Annotated in this window: 15 protein-coding genes; 5 read left to right on the top strand and 10 right to left on the bottom strand. The window is 69.1% G+C overall.

What is annotated here, in order from left to right; all coding sequences use genetic code 11:
• Positions 1-120: 120 nt before the first annotated feature.
• Both AC1DK4_RS28780 and AC1DK4_RS28775 read right to left on the bottom strand, forming a co-directional pair.
• Positions 121-996 (bottom strand): TauD/TfdA dioxygenase family protein, encoded by an 876-nt coding sequence (locus AC1DK4_RS28780; RefSeq protein WP_441621181.1) that lies wholly within the window; start codon positions 994-996, stop codon positions 121-123.
• 64 nt (positions 997-1,060) lie between these two features.
• Positions 1,061-2,062 carry a Bug family tripartite tricarboxylate transporter substrate binding protein gene (locus AC1DK4_RS28775; RefSeq protein ID WP_441621179.1) on the bottom strand — a complete coding sequence of 334 codons (1,002 nt, stop codon included), beginning with the start codon at positions 2,060-2,062 and terminating at the stop codon, positions 1,061-1,063.
• 104 nt (positions 2,063-2,166) lie between these two features.
• Here AC1DK4_RS28775 and AC1DK4_RS28770 point away from each other — a divergent pair, with 104 nt between their 5' ends.
• The 3 genes from AC1DK4_RS28770 to AC1DK4_RS28760 all read left to right on the top strand — a co-directional run bounded on the left by AC1DK4_RS28770 (position 2,167) and on the right by AC1DK4_RS28760 (position 5,364).
• A complete protein-coding gene (locus AC1DK4_RS28770) occupies positions 2,167-2,814 on the top strand; it encodes an IclR family transcriptional regulator (RefSeq protein ID WP_441621177.1) in 648 nt (215 codons plus the stop codon).
• A 296-nt stretch (positions 2,815-3,110) separates the two neighbouring features.
• A complete protein-coding gene (gdhA, locus tag AC1DK4_RS28765) occupies positions 3,111-4,454 on the top strand; it encodes an NADP-specific glutamate dehydrogenase (protein ID WP_477131927.1) in 1,344 nt (447 codons plus the stop codon).
• 133 nt (positions 4,455-4,587) lie between these two features.
• The gene (locus AC1DK4_RS28760) at positions 4,588-5,364 is read left to right on the top strand and encodes a GntR family transcriptional regulator (protein WP_477131930.1); all 777 of its coding nucleotides are present in this window, start codon (positions 4,588-4,590) and stop codon (positions 5,362-5,364) included.
• 60 nt (positions 5,365-5,424) lie between these two features.
• On the opposite strand, the gene AC1DK4_RS28755 is transcribed toward AC1DK4_RS28760, so the two are convergent.
• From AC1DK4_RS28755 to AC1DK4_RS28730, 6 genes are all read right to left on the bottom strand, one after another.
• The gene (locus tag AC1DK4_RS28755) at positions 5,425-6,360 is read right to left on the bottom strand and encodes a VOC family protein (RefSeq protein ID WP_477131926.1); all 936 of its coding nucleotides are present in this window, start codon (positions 6,358-6,360) and stop codon (positions 5,425-5,427) included.
• Positions 6,361-6,381: 21 nt separating this feature from the next.
• A complete protein-coding gene (locus tag AC1DK4_RS28750) occupies positions 6,382-7,254 on the bottom strand; it encodes a fumarylacetoacetate hydrolase family protein (protein WP_441621172.1) in 873 nt (290 codons plus the stop codon).
• Between the two features lie 273 nt (positions 7,255-7,527).
• Positions 7,528-9,648 carry a 2Fe-2S iron-sulfur cluster-binding protein gene (locus AC1DK4_RS28745; protein ID WP_441621170.1) on the bottom strand — a complete coding sequence of 707 codons (2,121 nt, stop codon included), beginning with the start codon at positions 9,646-9,648 and terminating at the stop codon, positions 7,528-7,530.
• A gap of 49 nt (positions 9,649-9,697) precedes the next feature.
• Positions 9,698-10,309, bottom strand: a complete 612-nt coding sequence (locus AC1DK4_RS28740; protein WP_441621168.1) for a glutathione S-transferase family protein — start codon at positions 10,307-10,309, stop codon at positions 9,698-9,700.
• 250 nt (positions 10,310-10,559) lie between these two features.
• The gene (locus AC1DK4_RS28735) at positions 10,560-11,459 is read right to left on the bottom strand and encodes a LysR family transcriptional regulator (RefSeq protein WP_441621166.1); all 900 of its coding nucleotides are present in this window, start codon (positions 11,457-11,459) and stop codon (positions 10,560-10,562) included.
• Between the two features lie 95 nt (positions 11,460-11,554).
• Entirely contained in the window at positions 11,555-12,538 is a 984-nt protein-coding gene (locus AC1DK4_RS28730) for an NAD(P)H-quinone oxidoreductase (RefSeq protein ID WP_441621164.1), read from the bottom strand.
• Positions 12,539-12,674: 136 nt separating this feature from the next.
• Here AC1DK4_RS28730 and AC1DK4_RS28725 point away from each other — a divergent pair, with 136 nt between their 5' ends.
• Together AC1DK4_RS28725 and AC1DK4_RS28720 are read left to right on the top strand one after the other, a co-directional pair.
• Complete coding sequence (locus AC1DK4_RS28725) at positions 12,675-13,553, top strand: LysR family transcriptional regulator (protein WP_477131925.1); 879 nt, start codon at positions 12,675-12,677, stop codon at positions 13,551-13,553.
• 123 nt (positions 13,554-13,676) lie between these two features.
• Positions 13,677-14,495, top strand: a complete 819-nt coding sequence (locus tag AC1DK4_RS28720; RefSeq protein ID WP_441621160.1) for an isocitrate lyase/PEP mutase family protein — start codon at positions 13,677-13,679, stop codon at positions 14,493-14,495.
• 73 nt (positions 14,496-14,568) lie between these two features.
• Here the strand turns inward: AC1DK4_RS28720 and AC1DK4_RS28715 are convergent, their stop codons facing one another.
• Complete coding sequence (locus AC1DK4_RS28715; protein WP_441621158.1) at positions 14,569-15,330, bottom strand: 3-oxoacyl-ACP reductase; 762 nt, start codon at positions 15,328-15,330, stop codon at positions 14,569-14,571.
• Positions 15,331-15,414: 84 nt separating this feature from the next.
• Complete coding sequence (locus AC1DK4_RS28710) at positions 15,415-15,801, bottom strand: VOC family protein (protein ID WP_441621157.1); 387 nt, start codon at positions 15,799-15,801, stop codon at positions 15,415-15,417.
• Positions 15,802-15,855: the final 54 nt, after the last annotated feature.

Raw genomic sequence — 15,855 nt, 5'->3', positions numbered from 1 at the left:
TGATTGTACTTCCGGAACGCCAGGGGCTGCTACCCAGGTCGCCCTGCCGTGGGGGTGAGCGCGCGCTCCGGCCAGCCTTTCGCGCAGGGCTGGCCGGATCGAAGGCGCGCGCCGGCTGCCTCAGGCGGCGACCGCAAGCGGCCGGTCGCCGGCGATGGTGGTGCGGTGCAGTTCGCGGTCGAAGCCGTCGTAGTCGTTCATGGCGAGATGCTGCGTGCAGCGGTTGTCCCAGACCGCCAGCGCGCCGCGCGTCCAGCGGAAGCGGCAGGTGAACTCCGGCCGCACCGCGTGGCTGTAGAGGTACTGCAGCAGGGGCGCGCTTTCTTCCTCGGTCATGCCTTCGAAGCGCAGCGTGTAGGTGCTGTTGACGTAGAGCGCCTTCTTGCCGGTGGCCGGATGCACGCGCACCACCGGGTGCGTGACCTCGCTGCTGGCGCGCGCATCGGTGCGCACGTCCATCTTGTGCGCCGGATCGCCGTTGTTGACCACCGCGCCCATGGCGCCGTACGAGCGCACCGGGCTGTGCACGGCGCGCAGGTTGTCCAGCACCGCCTTCAGGCCATCCGACAGCGCATCGTAGGCGCGGTACATATTGGTCCACAGCGTGTCGCCGCCATAGGGCGGGATCACGCGCGCATAGAGCGCGGAGCCCATCGGCGGCTGCTCGGCGTAGCTCATGTCGGAATGCCACAGGCCGCCGAAATTGCGCCGGGTCTGTTCCGTCTTGCCTTTCATCACCGGCAGGATTTCCGGGTGGCCCTGCAGCGCGCGGATGAACGGCACTTCGAGCAGTTCGCCGAAATGCGCGCTGAAGGCCTTGTGCTGCCCGGGCGTGAGTTCCTGGCCGCGGAAGAAGATCACCAGGTGCGCATGCAGCGCGGCGCGGATCTCGGCGAAGGTTTCCGCCGGCAGCGGCTTTGCCAGGTCGACTCCGCCGATCTCCGCACCGAGCGCGCCGGCGATGGGCTGGACTTCGATAAAACGGTATTGCGTCATGGTTGGTCTCCGTGGTGGATGCGGCAGGCTGCGGTCAATGGCCGATGGCCGGTGGCGCCGCGGTTCATTGGATGGTGATGCTGGCGCTGTGCACCAGCGTGCCCCACTTGCGCGCCTCCGCCTCGATATAGCGGCCGAACGGCTGGGGGCCGGCGCCCGAGACGATGCCGCCCATCTCTTCGAGCTTGCGGCGCACGTCGGGCAGGTTCAGCACCGCCTGCAGCTCTGCGTCGAGCCGGGCCACGATGGGTTTGGGGGTGGCCGCCGGCACCAGCACGCCGAACCATCCCGCGATCTCGTAGCCGCGCAGGCCGGCCTCGGCCATGGTGGGCACGTCCGGCAACTGCGGCGAGCGCTGCGCGCTGGTGATGGCCAGCGCGCGCAGCTTGCCGGCCTTCACCAGCGGCAGCGCGGACGGCATGTTGTCGAACATCAGCGGCACGTGGCCGGCCATGGTGTCGTTCAGGCCCGGCGCGCTGCCCTTGTACGGCACGTGGGTCAGGCGCAGGCCGGCGGTGGTGGCGAACAGTTCGCCCGCCAGGTGCAGCGAGGTGCCGGCGCCCGGCGTGGCAAAGCTGAGCGGCGCCGGCTGCCGCTTGCCGTAGTCGACCAGTTCCTGCACCGAATGCACCGGCAGCGCCGGGTTGACCACCAGCAGGTTCGGCACCGCCATCAGCATGGTCACCGGCGCCAGGTCCTTGAGCGGGCTATAGGGCAGGTCGGGATAGAGCGAAGGGTTGATGGCGATGGGGCCGATATTGCCCATCACGATGGTGTAGCCGTCGCCCGGCTGCTTGGCGACGTAGTCGGTGCCCACGTTGCCGCCGGCGCCGGCCTTGTTTTCCACCACCACGGGCTGGCGCAGCCGCTCGCTGAGCTTCTGGCCGACGATGCGCGCCAGCATGTCGGTCGAGCCGCCCGGCGGGTAGGGCACCACCCACTTGATCGGCCGGGAGGGCCAGGCGTCGGCGGCACGCGCGGCAAGCGGGGCGGTGGCCGCAGCCAGTGCGGCCAGGGAGGCAAGGATAAGGAGGGCGCGGGCGCGCGCGGGGGCCAAGGGTGTCATGTTTGTCTCCGTAAGGAACGAGGCGCGGTACTTGCCGCGGCCTTCTCATTGCTTTAGTATGTTCACTAGATGAACGTATAGTCCTCTAGGTGAACGGTTGGCGAATGAAGAATAATAGATCGATCCAGCGGTGTCTAGCCATCCTGCAGGCGTTCCGCCACAACGGGCGTCCCACGCTGGCGGAGCTTTCGCGCGCGGTGGACCTGCCGCATCCCACGGTGCTGCGCTTTCTGCTGACGCTGGAAGAGGACGCCTATGTGGCGCGCGAAGGCAATCGCTGGCGCCTGACCACCCGCATCTTCGAGATCGGTTTCGCGGCGCTGGAAAGCCTCGGCGTGACCGAAGCCGTGCAAGAAGGACTGCAGCAGCTCGCCGACGCCTACTCCGGCACGGCCAACCTGGGCGAAGCCAATCCGGAGGGCGTGATCATCATCGGGCGGGCCATGGCGCCCGCCGAGCGGCGCCGGCTGGTGGTGATGAACCTGCGCGTCGGCAGCGTGCTGCCGCCCGGCAGCGCGCTGGCGATGGCCTTGCCGCTGCCGCCGGGCGAATGGAGCGTGCTGGCCTACCCGGAGAGCAACCAGGTATCGGTTTCGGTGCCGGTGCCCGCCGCGGGGTCGCGGCAGTTGTCGCTGGGCATCTCCACCTCGGCGGGCGAGGCGACGCCGGAGCGGATTCCGGCGGAGATCGTGCCCGCGCTGCAAAGGGCGGCGGCCAATATCAGCCGCCTGATCGGGCTGGCGCCGGTGTGAGCTGCCGCGGGCCGCGCCTGGCCGTTGATCGCACGGAAAAAACGGACTCTGCACCTCGCAGGCGGCGCTTTGCCGTCGCAGCGCTTTCCTCACATGCCTGCCAAGGCACGGCGGATGCYAAAGTTCGCCCTTGTCGATACATGCATACCCAATCATGAATGTATTGACATGGCCGCAACAGCGTCGCCCGGGAAGTCCTGCCGGCGGCGCCGCGGCATCCCTCGGCATGCCGGCGGACATGTATCCGCGGCGGCCGTCTCCTTGCCAAGCAGCACAACCGTTACGAAGAGACACCCGTGAGATCTGCCTCCCTCGAATCCTTCCTGGCCGGGGTTGCCCGGCGCGACCCTGACCAGCCTGAGTTCCTCCAGGCCGTGAAGGAAGTCATGATGACGCTGTGGCCGTTCGTCGAGCAGCATCCGCGCTACGGCGAGCAGGCCCTGCTCGAGCGGCTGGTGGAACCCGAGCGCGTGATCCAGTTCCGCGTGGCATGGACCGACGACCGCGGCCAGGTACAGGTCAACCGCGCATTCCGCGTCCAGCACAGCTCCGCCATCGGCCCCTACAAGGGCGGCATGCGCCTGCATCCCACGGTCAATCTCTCCGTGCTGAAATTCCTCGGCTTCGAGCAGACCTTCAAGAACGCGCTGACCACGCTGCCCATGGGCGGCGGCAAGGGCGGCTCCGACTTCGATCCCAAGGGCAAGTCCGATGGCGAAGTCATGCGCTTCTGCCAGGCGCTGATGACCGAGCTGTACCGCCACCTCGGCCCCGACACCGACGTGCCCGCCGGCGATATCGGCGTGGGCGCGCGCGAGGTCGGCTTCATGACCRGCATGATGAAGAAGCTCTCCAACCAGTCCGCCTGCATCTTTACCGGCAAGGGCCTGGCCTTCGGCGGCAGCCTGATGCGGCCCGAGGCCACGGGCTACGGCACGGTGTACTTCGCGCAGGAGATGCTGCACCGGCGCGGGCGCGGCTTCGACGGCCTGCGCGTGCTGATCTCGGGTTCCGGCAACGTGGCCCAGTTCGCCGCCGAGAAAGCCATCGAACTCGGCGCCAAGGTGCTGACCGTGTCCGACTCCGGCGGCGTGCTGCACTTCCCCAAGGGCATGAACCGCGAGCAGCTGGCCGCGCTGATGGCCTTCAAGAACGAAACCCGCGGCCGCCTGGCCGATTTCGCCGCCGCGCAGGACCTGCATTTCGAGACCGGCCGCACGCCGTGGCATGTGCCTGCCGACGTGGCGCTGCCCTGCGCGACGCAGAACGAGCTCGACGGCAGCGATGCGCAGCGCCTGCTCGCCAACGGCGTGTTCTGCGTGGCCGAAGGCGCCAACATGCCGTCCACGCTGGACGCCGTCGACCACTTCCTGGCCGCGCGCATCCTCTATGCGCCGGGCAAGGCCAGCAACGCCGGCGGCGTGGCCACCTCGGGCCTGGAGATGTCGCAGAACGCCATGCGCCTGTCGTGGCACCACGCCGAGGTCGACGAGAAGCTGCACGCAATCATGAAAGACATCCACGGCAACTGCATTCACTACGGGCAGAAGGCGGACGGCTTCATCAACTACGTGGAGGGCGCCAATGTGGCCGGGTTTGTGAAGGTGGCGGATGCCATGCTGGCGCAAGGGGTGGTGTAGGCGAAGCAGGCGCCTGGCCGGTACGTCGCAGGCGCGGCGCCCCGGCACGCACATCCTCCAAATGCCGGTCGGCCACCGCGGAAATATAGATAAAATGCAGAATATCTATGAAACAGGGGCTGACTTGGCTACCTTGCCAACGCCACATTCCGCCGCATCGCCGGCATCCGCAGAGGAAGGCRCATTCGACACCGGCGGCCGGACCTGGGCGTCCATCCTGGAGCTGACCGTCCGTGAGGAAATCATCCAGGGCAAGCTGGCTGCCGGCAGCAAGCTGCGGCTCAAGGAACTGGCCGAGCGCTACCAGGCCGGCGTGATTCCGCTGCGCGAGGCATTGTCGCGCCTGTGCGCCACCGGCTTCGTCGTGGCCATCGACCAGAAGGGCTTCCGCGTTGCGGAGCTGTCCGAGAGCGAGTTGCTGGACATCACGCGCGTGCGCCAGCAGATCGAGACGCAGGCGCTGCGCGATGCCATCGCGTCGCGCAATGTGGAGTGGGAAGGGCAACTCATCGCCGCGCACCACCGCCTCAAGCGCATCGCCATCCTGCTGCCCGGAGAGGGCCGACACATGAACCCGGAGTGGGAAGAAGCGCATTCCGATTTCCACGCGGCGCTGGTGGCCGGATGCGGCTCGCCGTGGCTGCTGCGTTTTTCCGCCCTGCTGCGCGACCAGACGGCCAGGTACCGCCTGTTGTCGATGGCGTTGCGCAAGACCGGACGCAAGCGCGATGTCGCCGCCGAGCACGAGGCGATCGTCAAGGCCGCGATCGAGGGCGACGCCGAGCTGGCATGCCGGCTGCTGGCCCGGCATTTCCAGGAAACCACCGATCTCGTCATGGCATACCTGGCGGCGCAGAAGGACGCCGCCGCCGCGGGCAAGGCGCGCACCAGGAAGGCGGCTGCGGCATAAGGCAGGAAAACGGCGCCCCGCAGAGTGCCGCTTGCCGTGCCGAAAGGCGCCGTGCCGCCGTCAGGCCTCGGTGTTGTGGATAAAGCAGGGCGGCACGTCGGGACCCCACTGGTACATCGAGTCTTCCGGCGGGAAATCCCCGGCCGGCCAGTCCTGCCCGGCAGAGATGTAGTCGATATCCGCCGAATACTCGCAGAACGAACCCCACGGATCGCGCACGTAGTGGAAGAAGTTGGAGCCCAGCACATGCCGGCCGGTGCCCCAGCCCTCCTTGTAGCCGGCCGCCGCCATCTGCGCGGCGCCCTGGCCCACTTCGTCGATGCTGGCGACATCCCACGCGGCATGGTGCCAGCCGCGCGCCGGGCTGCCGGCAAAGGCCAGCAGGTGATGGTCGCTGCCGTGCGGCGCATGCGTGAAGGCGATGCCTTCGCCCGAGCGGTCCGACAGGCGCAGGCCCAGCGCGTTCTCGTAGAAGGCCAGTGCGCGCGATACGCCCGGCGTGAACAGCAGCACATGCGACAGTCGCCGCGGGCRCACCGTCTTCACGCCGCTGCGAAAGCGCGCGCCGCGCGCGTCGGCYGGGCCATGCACGCTGTCGAGCGGACTCTTGGCGCTGGGTGAAGTCTTGGGGCCAACCTTGACCTGGATGAGGTTGCCGTCGGCATCGAAGAACCACAGTCCCTCCGGCGTGACATGCGCGCCGCCGTCGGCGAAGGTCGCACCGGCGTCGAGCACTTGCCGGCGGATGGCATCGAAGTCGCCCGCGAAGCAGTTGAAGCTCAGGTAGGCGAGCGCCTTRCGCTCCCCGGCGAAGAACTTCGCCCACACGTGCTCGTCCTGCGCCATGACGTCGAGGCGGTCCTGCCGCGGCGTCACCGCCAGGCCGAACGCGCACAGGAAATGCCCGGCCTGCGCCAGGTCCGGCACGGTCAGGGCATAGTGGTCGAGCGAGTGCACGGCGGCCTTGGGCCGGCCATTGTCATTGTATTTATCCATGTGTCTCCTCCGCGAGCCGGCTCAGGCGGCGATGGCTGCCCTGACGGTGCCGGCGGCTGCGGCCTCGTCGGCAATGGTATTGCGCAGCGGGGCGAAGCCGGTTACCGAGATTTCGCACACGTCGCCCGGCTTCATCATCAGCCTGGGCTCGCGCGCCCAGCCGATGCCGCTCGGGGTGCCGGTCACGATGACGTCGCTCGCCTCCAGCGTGATGGCTTCGCTGATCACCGAGATCAGCGTGGCGATGTCGAAGATCATGGTGTCGGTGCTGGCGGACTGCACCACGTTGCCGTTCAGGCGGGTTTCGAGCAGCAGGCCCTTGCCGCCGGCCGGCACTTCGCTGGCCGTGACCAGTTCCGGGCCGAAGGCGCCGGTGGCATCGAAGTTCTTGCCCACCGTCCACTGCGGCGACAGGAACTGGTATTCGCGCACGGAGCCGTCGTTGAACAGCGCATAGCCGGCAATGCAGTCCAGCGCGTCTTCCCTGGAGATATGGCGGCCGCCTTTCTTCAGCACCACGGCCAGCTCGCCTTCGTAATCCAGCGTGTCCGACACGCGCGGACGGATGATGGGCTGGCCGTGGCCGACCAGGCTGGTGTCGTAGCGGGGGAAGATGGTGGGGTAGGCCGGCTGCTCGTACTTGCTTTCCTTGGTGTGGTCCGCGTAGTTCAGGCCGATGCAGAAGATCTTGGACGGATGCTCGACCACGGGCAGGAAGGTGATGTCCGCTTCCGCGACGAGCCGGCCGCCGGTGCGCCCGGCCGCGTAGGTTTCCAGGTCCACGCCGGCCGCCAGCAGCGACTCGAGCGAATCCTCGCCGAGGATGCGGATCTTGTCGCCCTCGCGGGCGCCCAGGAATTTCTTGCCATCGAGGATAAAGCGGACGTAACGCATCGGGGTTCCTGTCTCTGAAGTGGGATCGGGCGACCGCCGGATGGCGGCCGTTGGCAGGAATGCTAGTCTAAAAAATATACAAAAACAATGTTTGTAGATTGTTTTGGCGACTATGCAAGCTCCCGCCGATGGCAGTGAGGCAGGTCTCGGTCCAGGCTGGGAAAGGGTTTGCGGGGAGCCTGGTGACGCATGGGGCGCGCGAGGCGCAAGGGCGCGGCGGCGTCGGCCGGGACCGGCGCCATTCATGCCAGGCCGCCTCGCGGCGGCCTGCGATCAGAGCGCGAGCTGCAACGGCGCGGTTGCCGCCGCATCGTCCGCCGGCGCGGCCGGCACCGCGCAGCAGATCAGCGCTTCGCCGGGAGGCACGTCGAATTCCGGCGCTTCGAGATAGGCCACCGCGCCCTGCACGACGCGCGTGCGGCAGGTGCCGCAACTGCCGTTGCGGCAGCCGAAGTCGGGCGCCAGTCCGCGCTGTTCGGCCAGCTCCAGCAGCGAGCCGGCGTCCGGCGACCAGCGGGCTTCCTTGCCGGAGCGCGTGAAGACCACCGGCACCGGCGCCGTGGCGGGCCTGGGGCCGGGCTCGGGCGCGACCACGGCTTGCGCATGCGTGTCGCGGCGGCGGTGCAGCGCGGCCGGCCCGAAGGCTTCCGCATGGATGCGGTCATCGGCCACGTTGAGCGCGCGCAGGCCGTCGTAGAGGGACTGCATGAAGGGCCCCGGGCCACACAGGTAGAAGTCGTAGTCGCCGAACGGCAGGTGCCGGCGCAACAGGTCGGTGTCGATGCGGCCGGCCTCGTCGAAGTCCTTCTGCGGCTCGGCGTCGCGCGGGTCGCTCAGCACGCGGATGTACTGCACCGCGCCTTGCGCGCCATCGGCCAGCGCCGTCAGTTCGCGTGCGAAGGCGCGCTCGGCCAGCGTGCGAGCGGCATGGAAGAAATAGGCCGGGCGGACATGACGGGTGCGCAGCCCTTCGTAGACCAGGTGCCGCAGCATGGCCAGCATGGGCGTGACGCCGATGCCCGCGGCCAGCAGCACGGCGGGGCGGTGTTCGGCGGCATCGATGGTGAAGGCACCGGCCGGCGGGCGCACCTCGACGATGTCGCCGACCCTGAAATTGTCGTGCAGGTGCTGCGATACGGCGCCTTCGCGCTTGACGCTGATGCGGTAGACGCTGTCCGACGGCGCCGACGAGAGCGTATAGGTCCGGATCGCCGGCGCCGGCGGCGAACCCGTCGTCACGCGGATCGGCAGGTACTGCCCGGCAAGGTGGGGGATCAGTCCGGCGCCGTCGGCAGGTTCGAGGTGAAAGGAGCGGATGCCCATGCTTTCCTCGACCAGCCGCGTCACGCGGAACGGCCGCCAGGCGGTGCTGAGCGAGCGGGCGCGCAGGCGCTCGGCCGCCTCGTCCCAGTTGCCGGTGAGTTCGACCGCGGGCGACGTGCCGTCGGCTTGCGGCACCCAGCGCAGCGGCAGGGCATCCGCGCGCCGCACGACGCTGGCGGGCCTGAAGCGCCAGAGGCGCTCCGCGCCCTGGAAGGCGGCGATCTCAGGCGAATCGAGGATGACTTCCGCCGTGCCGGTCATCTGCAGCAACTCGCCGGTGGCGAAGTCCGCGAACACCAGCCCGGCGCGCGCGTTGAGGAGGAAATTGCCCAGCGTGTTGAAGAACAGGTTGCCGGAGAAATCCGGAATGGTCATGCCGCCGTCGTCGTCCAGCCGCACGAAGCCAGGCTTGCCGCCGCGATGCGACACGTCCACCTGCCGGCTGCCGTCCGGCAGGTCCGCGTAGGAAGCCACGAAGAAGGTATCGGCGCCGGCGATCAGCGCACGGGCACGCGCATCCAGCCCGCCCGCGCGCTGCGGCGCGATGATGCCGGGCGTGCCGGGATCGCGCGTGAAGGCGAAGTTGCGCTGCTGGATGTATTGCGGGCAGTTGCCGAAGCTTTGCCCCACGGCGATCGCGAATACCGTGGCGCCGGGCCCGGATGCCTCGCGGCGGATGGTGCCGTTGAGCCGGTTGCGGCGCCGGGTCAGCAGGTCGATGCCCAGCAGGCCGATGGCGTCGCCGTGCTCCATGCCGCGCTCGGCCGGATCGGCCGCGTCGCGCGCCAGGCCGAGATCGAGCGCCTTGTCGTGCGGGGAGTGCAGGAAGCCCGGCGCGCCGGCGCGCAGCGTGGCCCAGGCGTTGCCGTCGGGATCGACCGCGCCCAGCACCACGACCGGCAGTTGCGCGAAGAACTCGCGATGCTGCTCCGGCATATGGTCGCGCACGAAGCGCCGGCCGAGCTCGTCCATCTTGCGGGCGACGCCGGCGCGCTCCTGCAGCACGCGCTCGCCCGCATGCCAGGGAAGGGGAGGGAGCTGCGCGGGTGCGGATAGCGGGGACTGCGACATGATGGCGATCTCCTTGCCGCGGCACGCGGGCCGCGGCGTGTTCTTGCTGTCAGGCGGCCAGGCCGGCGGGCGTGGTCTGGAATTCGACAAAGCCGCGCAGGGCCTCGACGCGTGCCAGCCAGGCATTGACGTTGGCGTACGCGGCCAGGTCGACGAATCCTTCGGGGGCGCGGGCGATGTAGCCGTACAGCGCCACGTCGGCCAGGGTGGGGTGGTCCGCCGCAAGCCACGGCGAGGCGGCCAGCGCCGCGTCGACGCCCTTGAGGATGGCGTGGGCGCGCGCGATGACTTCCTCGGCATTGAAGCCCGCGCCGAAGACCGTGATCAGGCGCGCGGCGGCGGGGCCGTAGGCGATCTCGCCGGCGGCGACCGACAGCCATTTCTGCACCGCGGCGGCACCGGCGGGCGACGCCGGCAGCCAGTCGGTCTTGCCCAGCTTGGTGGCCAGGTACACCAGGATCGCGTTCGAATCGGTGATCACGGTGTCGCCGTCGACCAGCACGGGCACCTGGCCGAACGGATTGAGCTTGAGGAAGGCGGGCGCCTTGTGCTCGCCTTTGGCGAGATCGACCAGGACGAGCTCGGCATCGGCGCCGATCAGCGAGACAAACAGGCGGACGCGGTGCGAATGGCCGGAGAGCGGGTGGTGGTAGACCTTCATGACTGGATTCCTTGGGAGCGTTTGAGAGGGAACCGCCGCAAGCTGTCTGCGCCGTGCCGGGGTGGCCGTTTGCGTCTTGCCTGAGTGCGTGAAGTCATCTTAGGTCCGCTGCCGTCCGGGAAAAACGGCCCCGGCGAGAAAGGATTCTTCTCGCTGGCCCAACAATGAGGCGCGCCGGGCGCCAGGCGCCGGCGTGGATGGGGCTGCGGTCTGCCGGAGGAAGGGAAGGCGGGCCGGCGCCCGGCGCGCCTCAGTGCAGGGAGGGGTCGGCCCGCAGCGCGTCGATGGCGAGGTCGAGGAAGGCGCGCACCTTGCGCGTGGCATGCCGGCCTTCGCGGTGGATGACGTTGACGGGCAGCGCGGGCGGCTCGAAATCGCCCAGCACGACCTGCAGCGTGCCGGCGCCAAGCTGTGCGGCAACCTGGTACGACAGCAGGCGCACGATGCCGAAGCCGGCCATCGCGGCGACGATGGCCGAATCGTTGGTGGTGGTGACAAGGCGCGGTTCAAGGCGCGTCGGGACCAGGCTGTCGGCGCGGTTGAAGCGCCACTCCGGCGAAGCCGAGACCCCGCTGGCCATGATGAGGGTGTGCCGGCCGAGATCGTCCGGAGACCGCGGCGCGCCGTGGCGCTCGAGATAGGCGGGCGCCGCGCACAGCACGCGCCGCACGCTGCCCACCGGCACGGCCTGCAGCGAGGAGTCGGGCAGCTCGCCGATGCGGATGCCTACGTCGATGCCTTCTTCGACGAGGTTGACCACGCGATCGAGCAGCAGGCAGGTGGCGTCGACATCCGGATAGCGCTGCAGATACTCGGTGACGATCGGCATCACGTACGCCGCGCCGAACAACACCGACGCCGTGATGGTGAGTTGCCCGCGCGGCTCCGCATGGGAGCCGGTGGCCAGCAGCTCGGCATCGTCTATCTCGCCCAGGATGCGCCGGCAGTTCTCGAAGTAGGCCGAGCCGGTATCGGTCAGCCGCACCAGCCGCGTGGTGCGGGTCAGCAGGCGCACGGCGAGATGCTCTTCCAGCTCATTGACGATCCGGCTGACGACCGATGGCGACACATCGAGCTTGCGCGCGGCGGAGGTGAAACCGCCGGTTTCCACCACGGTGACGAAGGTCTTCATGGCTTGCAGTCGGTCCACCGTCTCTCCCCGTTTGCCCTGTGCGCATGGCGGCGCTTTGTGGCGAGTATAGCGCTGGTGGACAGGGCAAGCCGTACCCCGCCCCGCGGGGACCTTCAGTCGATCGCGAGCACGATATTGCCCACGCTCAGGTTCGACTCCATGCGGCGGTGCGCGCCGGCGGCATCGGCGAGCGGGAACACGCTGTCCACCACGGGCGACAGCTCGCCCGCCGCGAAGCGATGCAGCCAGCGCTCGGCAAAGCGTTGCGTCATCGCGTGCTTCGCCTGCGGCGTGCGCGACTTCATCACCGTGCCGATGATCTGCAGGTGGCCGTAGAGCAGCCGGTCCAGCGGCAGCGTAGCCCCCTCGATGCCGCCCATGAGCCCGACCTGGACCAGCCTGCCGCCGTTCGCCAGCGAGCGCACATTGCGCTCAAGGTAAGGCGCGCCGATGAAGTCGATGACGACATCCACGCCGCGCCCGTCCGTCGCATGGGCCACCGCCTCGGCGAAGTCCTGCGCCTTGTAGTCAATGGCCACGTCGGCGCCCAGCTCGCGCACGCGGCCGAGCTTGCCCGCGCCGGCGGTGGCGAACACCCTGGCGCCCGCGGCATGCGCGAGCTGCACCGCCGCCGAGCCCACCCCGCCCGCCGCGGCGTGGATCAGCACGGCATCGCCTGCCTGCACGCGGCCAAGGTGGATCAGCGCCTCGTGCGCGGTGACGTACACCTCCGGGATCGCCGCGGCGCGCACGTAGTCGATGCTGTCCGGAATGCGCATGGCCATGCGGTGGTCGATGCGCGCGGCCTGCGCATAGGCGCCGCCGCCGACGATGCCCATCACGCGGTCGCCGGGCGCGAAGCCGGTGACATCCGCGCCTGCCGCGATCACTTCGCCGGCAATCTCCAGCCCCATGATGTCCGAGTCGCCGAAGGACTGGCGGCCGTAGCCGCCGCGCCGCTGGATCAGGTCGGCGCGGTTCACGCCGGCGGCATGGTTGCGCACGAGCAGGTCGTGCGGGCGCAGCGCCGGAGCGGGCACCTCTTCGAGCTGCAATACGTCGGCTTCGCCGAATTCCTTGAAGGTGATGGCTTTCATGCGCGTTTCATGTGAGTTTTTCCCGGAGACGCCCTGTGCGTCGCATGTGGCAAGTATAGGTTTGCAATGCGACGAATTTATGCTGCATTATTCCATCTCAGAGATGCAAATTTGCATCGCACAGGAGCAGCTCTTCATGAACTGGGACGACACCCGGATCTTTCTTGCCGTGCAGCGGGAGCGGACGCTGCGGCGCGCCGCCAGGACGCTCGAGCTCGACCAGGCCACGGTCGGCCGGCGCATCGGGGCGCTGGAGCGCGCGCTGGGCGCCACCTTGTTCCTGCGCACTTCCGACGGCTATGCGCTGACGCCGGCGGGCGAGGCCGTGCTGCGCTCGGCGGAGAAGATGGAGCAATCGGCGCACGACCTCGTCAGGCACGCGCAGGGCGTGGATACGCGGCTCGAAGGCGAGGTGCGCGTGACTACCACGGACTCGCTGGCGCTGGAGTTCCTGATCCCCGCGATCGGCCACCTGCACGGCGCCCATCCCGATGTGAAGATCCTGCTCAATACGTCCACCAACATGCTCAACCTGGCACGGCGCGAGGCGGATATCGCGGTCAGGACCAGGAAGCCGGAGAACCCCGATCTGGTGGCGCGCCGGCTGGCCCGCTGGCCGGTCGGGCTGTATGCCTCGCCCGCCTACCTGGAGCGGCACGGCGAGCCGGTGGCCGGCACCGCGTTCGCCGGTCACGACCTGGTCGTCTTCCAGCCGCTGATGACCGGCAACCGCGCGCCGACGATGGTCGGCGAGCCCATGCACGCGGGCCGTATCGTTGCTGGCGTCTATTCCAGCCTGATGCTGCGCACGGCCATCAAGGCCGGCATCGCCATCGGCGAAGTGCCGGTCTACCTGGCCGAGCGCGAAGGGCTGGTGCGGATCTGGCCTGAGCGCACGCACGCCATGCAATACGAGGTCTGGCTCGTCACCCACCAGGACCTGCGCCACACCGCGCGCGTGCGGGCCATGATCGACGAGATCGTGCATGCGTTCGAAAGCCGCGAGGACGGCTGACCGGCGCGCTGGCCTTGCGCCGCCGTTCGCAGTAGAGTTTCCCGGCCCGGCGCCTTTTGCGTTTTGCCTTTTGCCTTTTGCCTCGCCGCGCCAATCGCACACAAAGCAGGACAGGAGACATCGATGACCCGCACCACCGCCGGCAAGCGAGCCGCCTTCCGCGCCCTGCACGAGCAGGGCTGTTTCGTGCTGCCCAATCCCTGGGACGTGGGTAGCGCGCGCATGCTGCAGCACCTTGGCTTTTGCGCGCTGGCTTCGACCAGCTCGGGCCTGGCGTGGTCGCTGGGGCGCGCCGACAACGCGGTCGGGCGCGACGACGTGCTGCAGCACCTGACCGCCCTGTGCGCCGCCGTCGACCTGCCCGTCAATGCGGATTTCGAATCCGGCTTCGCCGACGATCCGCAAGGCGTGGCCGGCAATGTGCGCCTCGCCGTCCAGGCAGGCGTGGCCGGCCTGTCCATCGAGGATCTCGATGCGCGCGGCGGCGGGCTGTATGACAAGGCGCTCGCCGTCGAGCGCATCCGCGCCGCGCGTGCCGCCATCGACGATTCGGGCGAAGACGTGCTCCTGGTCGCCCGCACCGAAGGCATGCTCGCCGACCCCACCGCGCTCGCGCCCGCCATCGACAAGCTGGTCGCCTTCGCCGAGGCCGGCGCCGATTGCCTGTACGCGCCCGGCGTGGTGGCGAAGGCCGATATCGTGGCCATGGTCCGCGCCGTCGCGCCCAGGCCGCTCAACGTGCTGATGATGCGTCCCGGGATGAGCGTGGCCGAACTGGCCGACCTGGGCGTGCGGCGCATCAGCGTCGGCGGCGGGCTGGCACGCGCGGCATGGGCCGGCATGCTGGCTGCCGCCGAACAGCTCAAGGCCGGTTCGTTCGAAGGGCTGGGCGGCGCGACGCCGTCCCGGCAACTGAACGATATCTTCGGCAGCTTCACCTGAACTGCGGCCGCGGACGCGCCATGAAAGGGGCGCCGCGCGGGCAAGACCGGGCCGGGCAAGGCCGGTTTGGTCTTCAGCCCTTGACCAGCCCGCCGTCCACGATCAGGTTCTGCCCCGTGACCGCGCGCGCCCACGGCGACAGGAAGTAGACCACTGCATCGGCGAACTCCTCCGGCGTGGTCACGCGGCGCAGCGGCGTCAGGCCGGCGATGAGATCGAACACGGCTTCCGGCGTGGCGGCGCTGGCGTCGGTGGTGCGCAGCAGGCCGCCCGACACCATGTTCACCGTGATGCCGTCGGGGCCGAGGTCATTGGCCGCGGTACGGGTGAACGACAGCAGCGCGGCCTTGGCGGCGGTGTAGTCGTGATAGGGCACCACCGGATTCTGGAACAGGTTGGTGCCGACATTGACGATGCGGCCAAAGCCGGCTTCGCGCATGCCGGGCAGCGCGGCCTGCACGGTGTTGAGCGCGCCCCGCAGGGCGCCGTCGATCTGCTGCTGGAAACGCGCCCAGCCGATCTCGCCGATCCTGGGGCGCGCGTCGCCGTCGAAGCGGAAATCGGCCAGCGCGTTGTTGACCACGGCAACGATGGGCTGGCCGGTCCGTTCCCTTGCCTGGCTGAAGAGGCGCGCGACCGCCGCCGGATCGGTGACGTCGCCCTGCAGCGCGATCGCGCGCGGGCCGAGCGCTTCGGCCAACTGGCGTGCCTGCGTCTCGCTGCGGTGGTAGTTGATCACCACGCCCGCGCCTTCGCGCGCCAGCGCCCGCGTGATGGCCACGCCGAGCCCGCGCGCGCCGCCGGTGACCAGTACCCATTGTTCGTTCAGAAGCACGTTGATTCCTGTTGTCGTTTTGTTCGATAGGCCGATGGGGCCTGGCAGCCATGGCAAGCCGGGGCATGCCGCCGCGCCCGCGCGCTAGGGGCGGCGCGCGTAGCTCACCGTCAGCAGCTCCCATTGATGGCCGTCGGGCTCGTTCCAGTAGACGATGCTGCCGCCGTGCCGCGTGTCGGCCTGGTGGTCGACCGGGCCGTGGACGCTGCTGCGGTACGGGATGCCGGCGGCCGCGATGCGAGCGAGGATGATATCGAATTCGTCCTGGCTCACGCGGAAACAGTAGTGGATCGTGGGGATTTCGCCGCTCCACTGGTCGAAGTCCAGGGTCAGGCTGTCGCTGACGAACACCGGCGCGAACGGCCCGATGCCGGTTCTGGCCCAGGGCACGCCGAGCAGGCCGGCCAGCAGCTCCGCCGCGGCTTCCTTGTCGCGCGACGGGACCATGAGATGGTCGAGATGGATGCTCATGCCTTCTCCTTTGCGGCCTCGGGTCGCGCGCGTCATGCCCCGGGCTCCGGCTTT

Source organism: Cupriavidus sp. 05N38 (assembly GCF_056397345.1).
The sequence above is the reverse complement of the archived record's forward strand: the minus strand, read 5'-3'. Positions and strand labels throughout refer to the sequence as shown.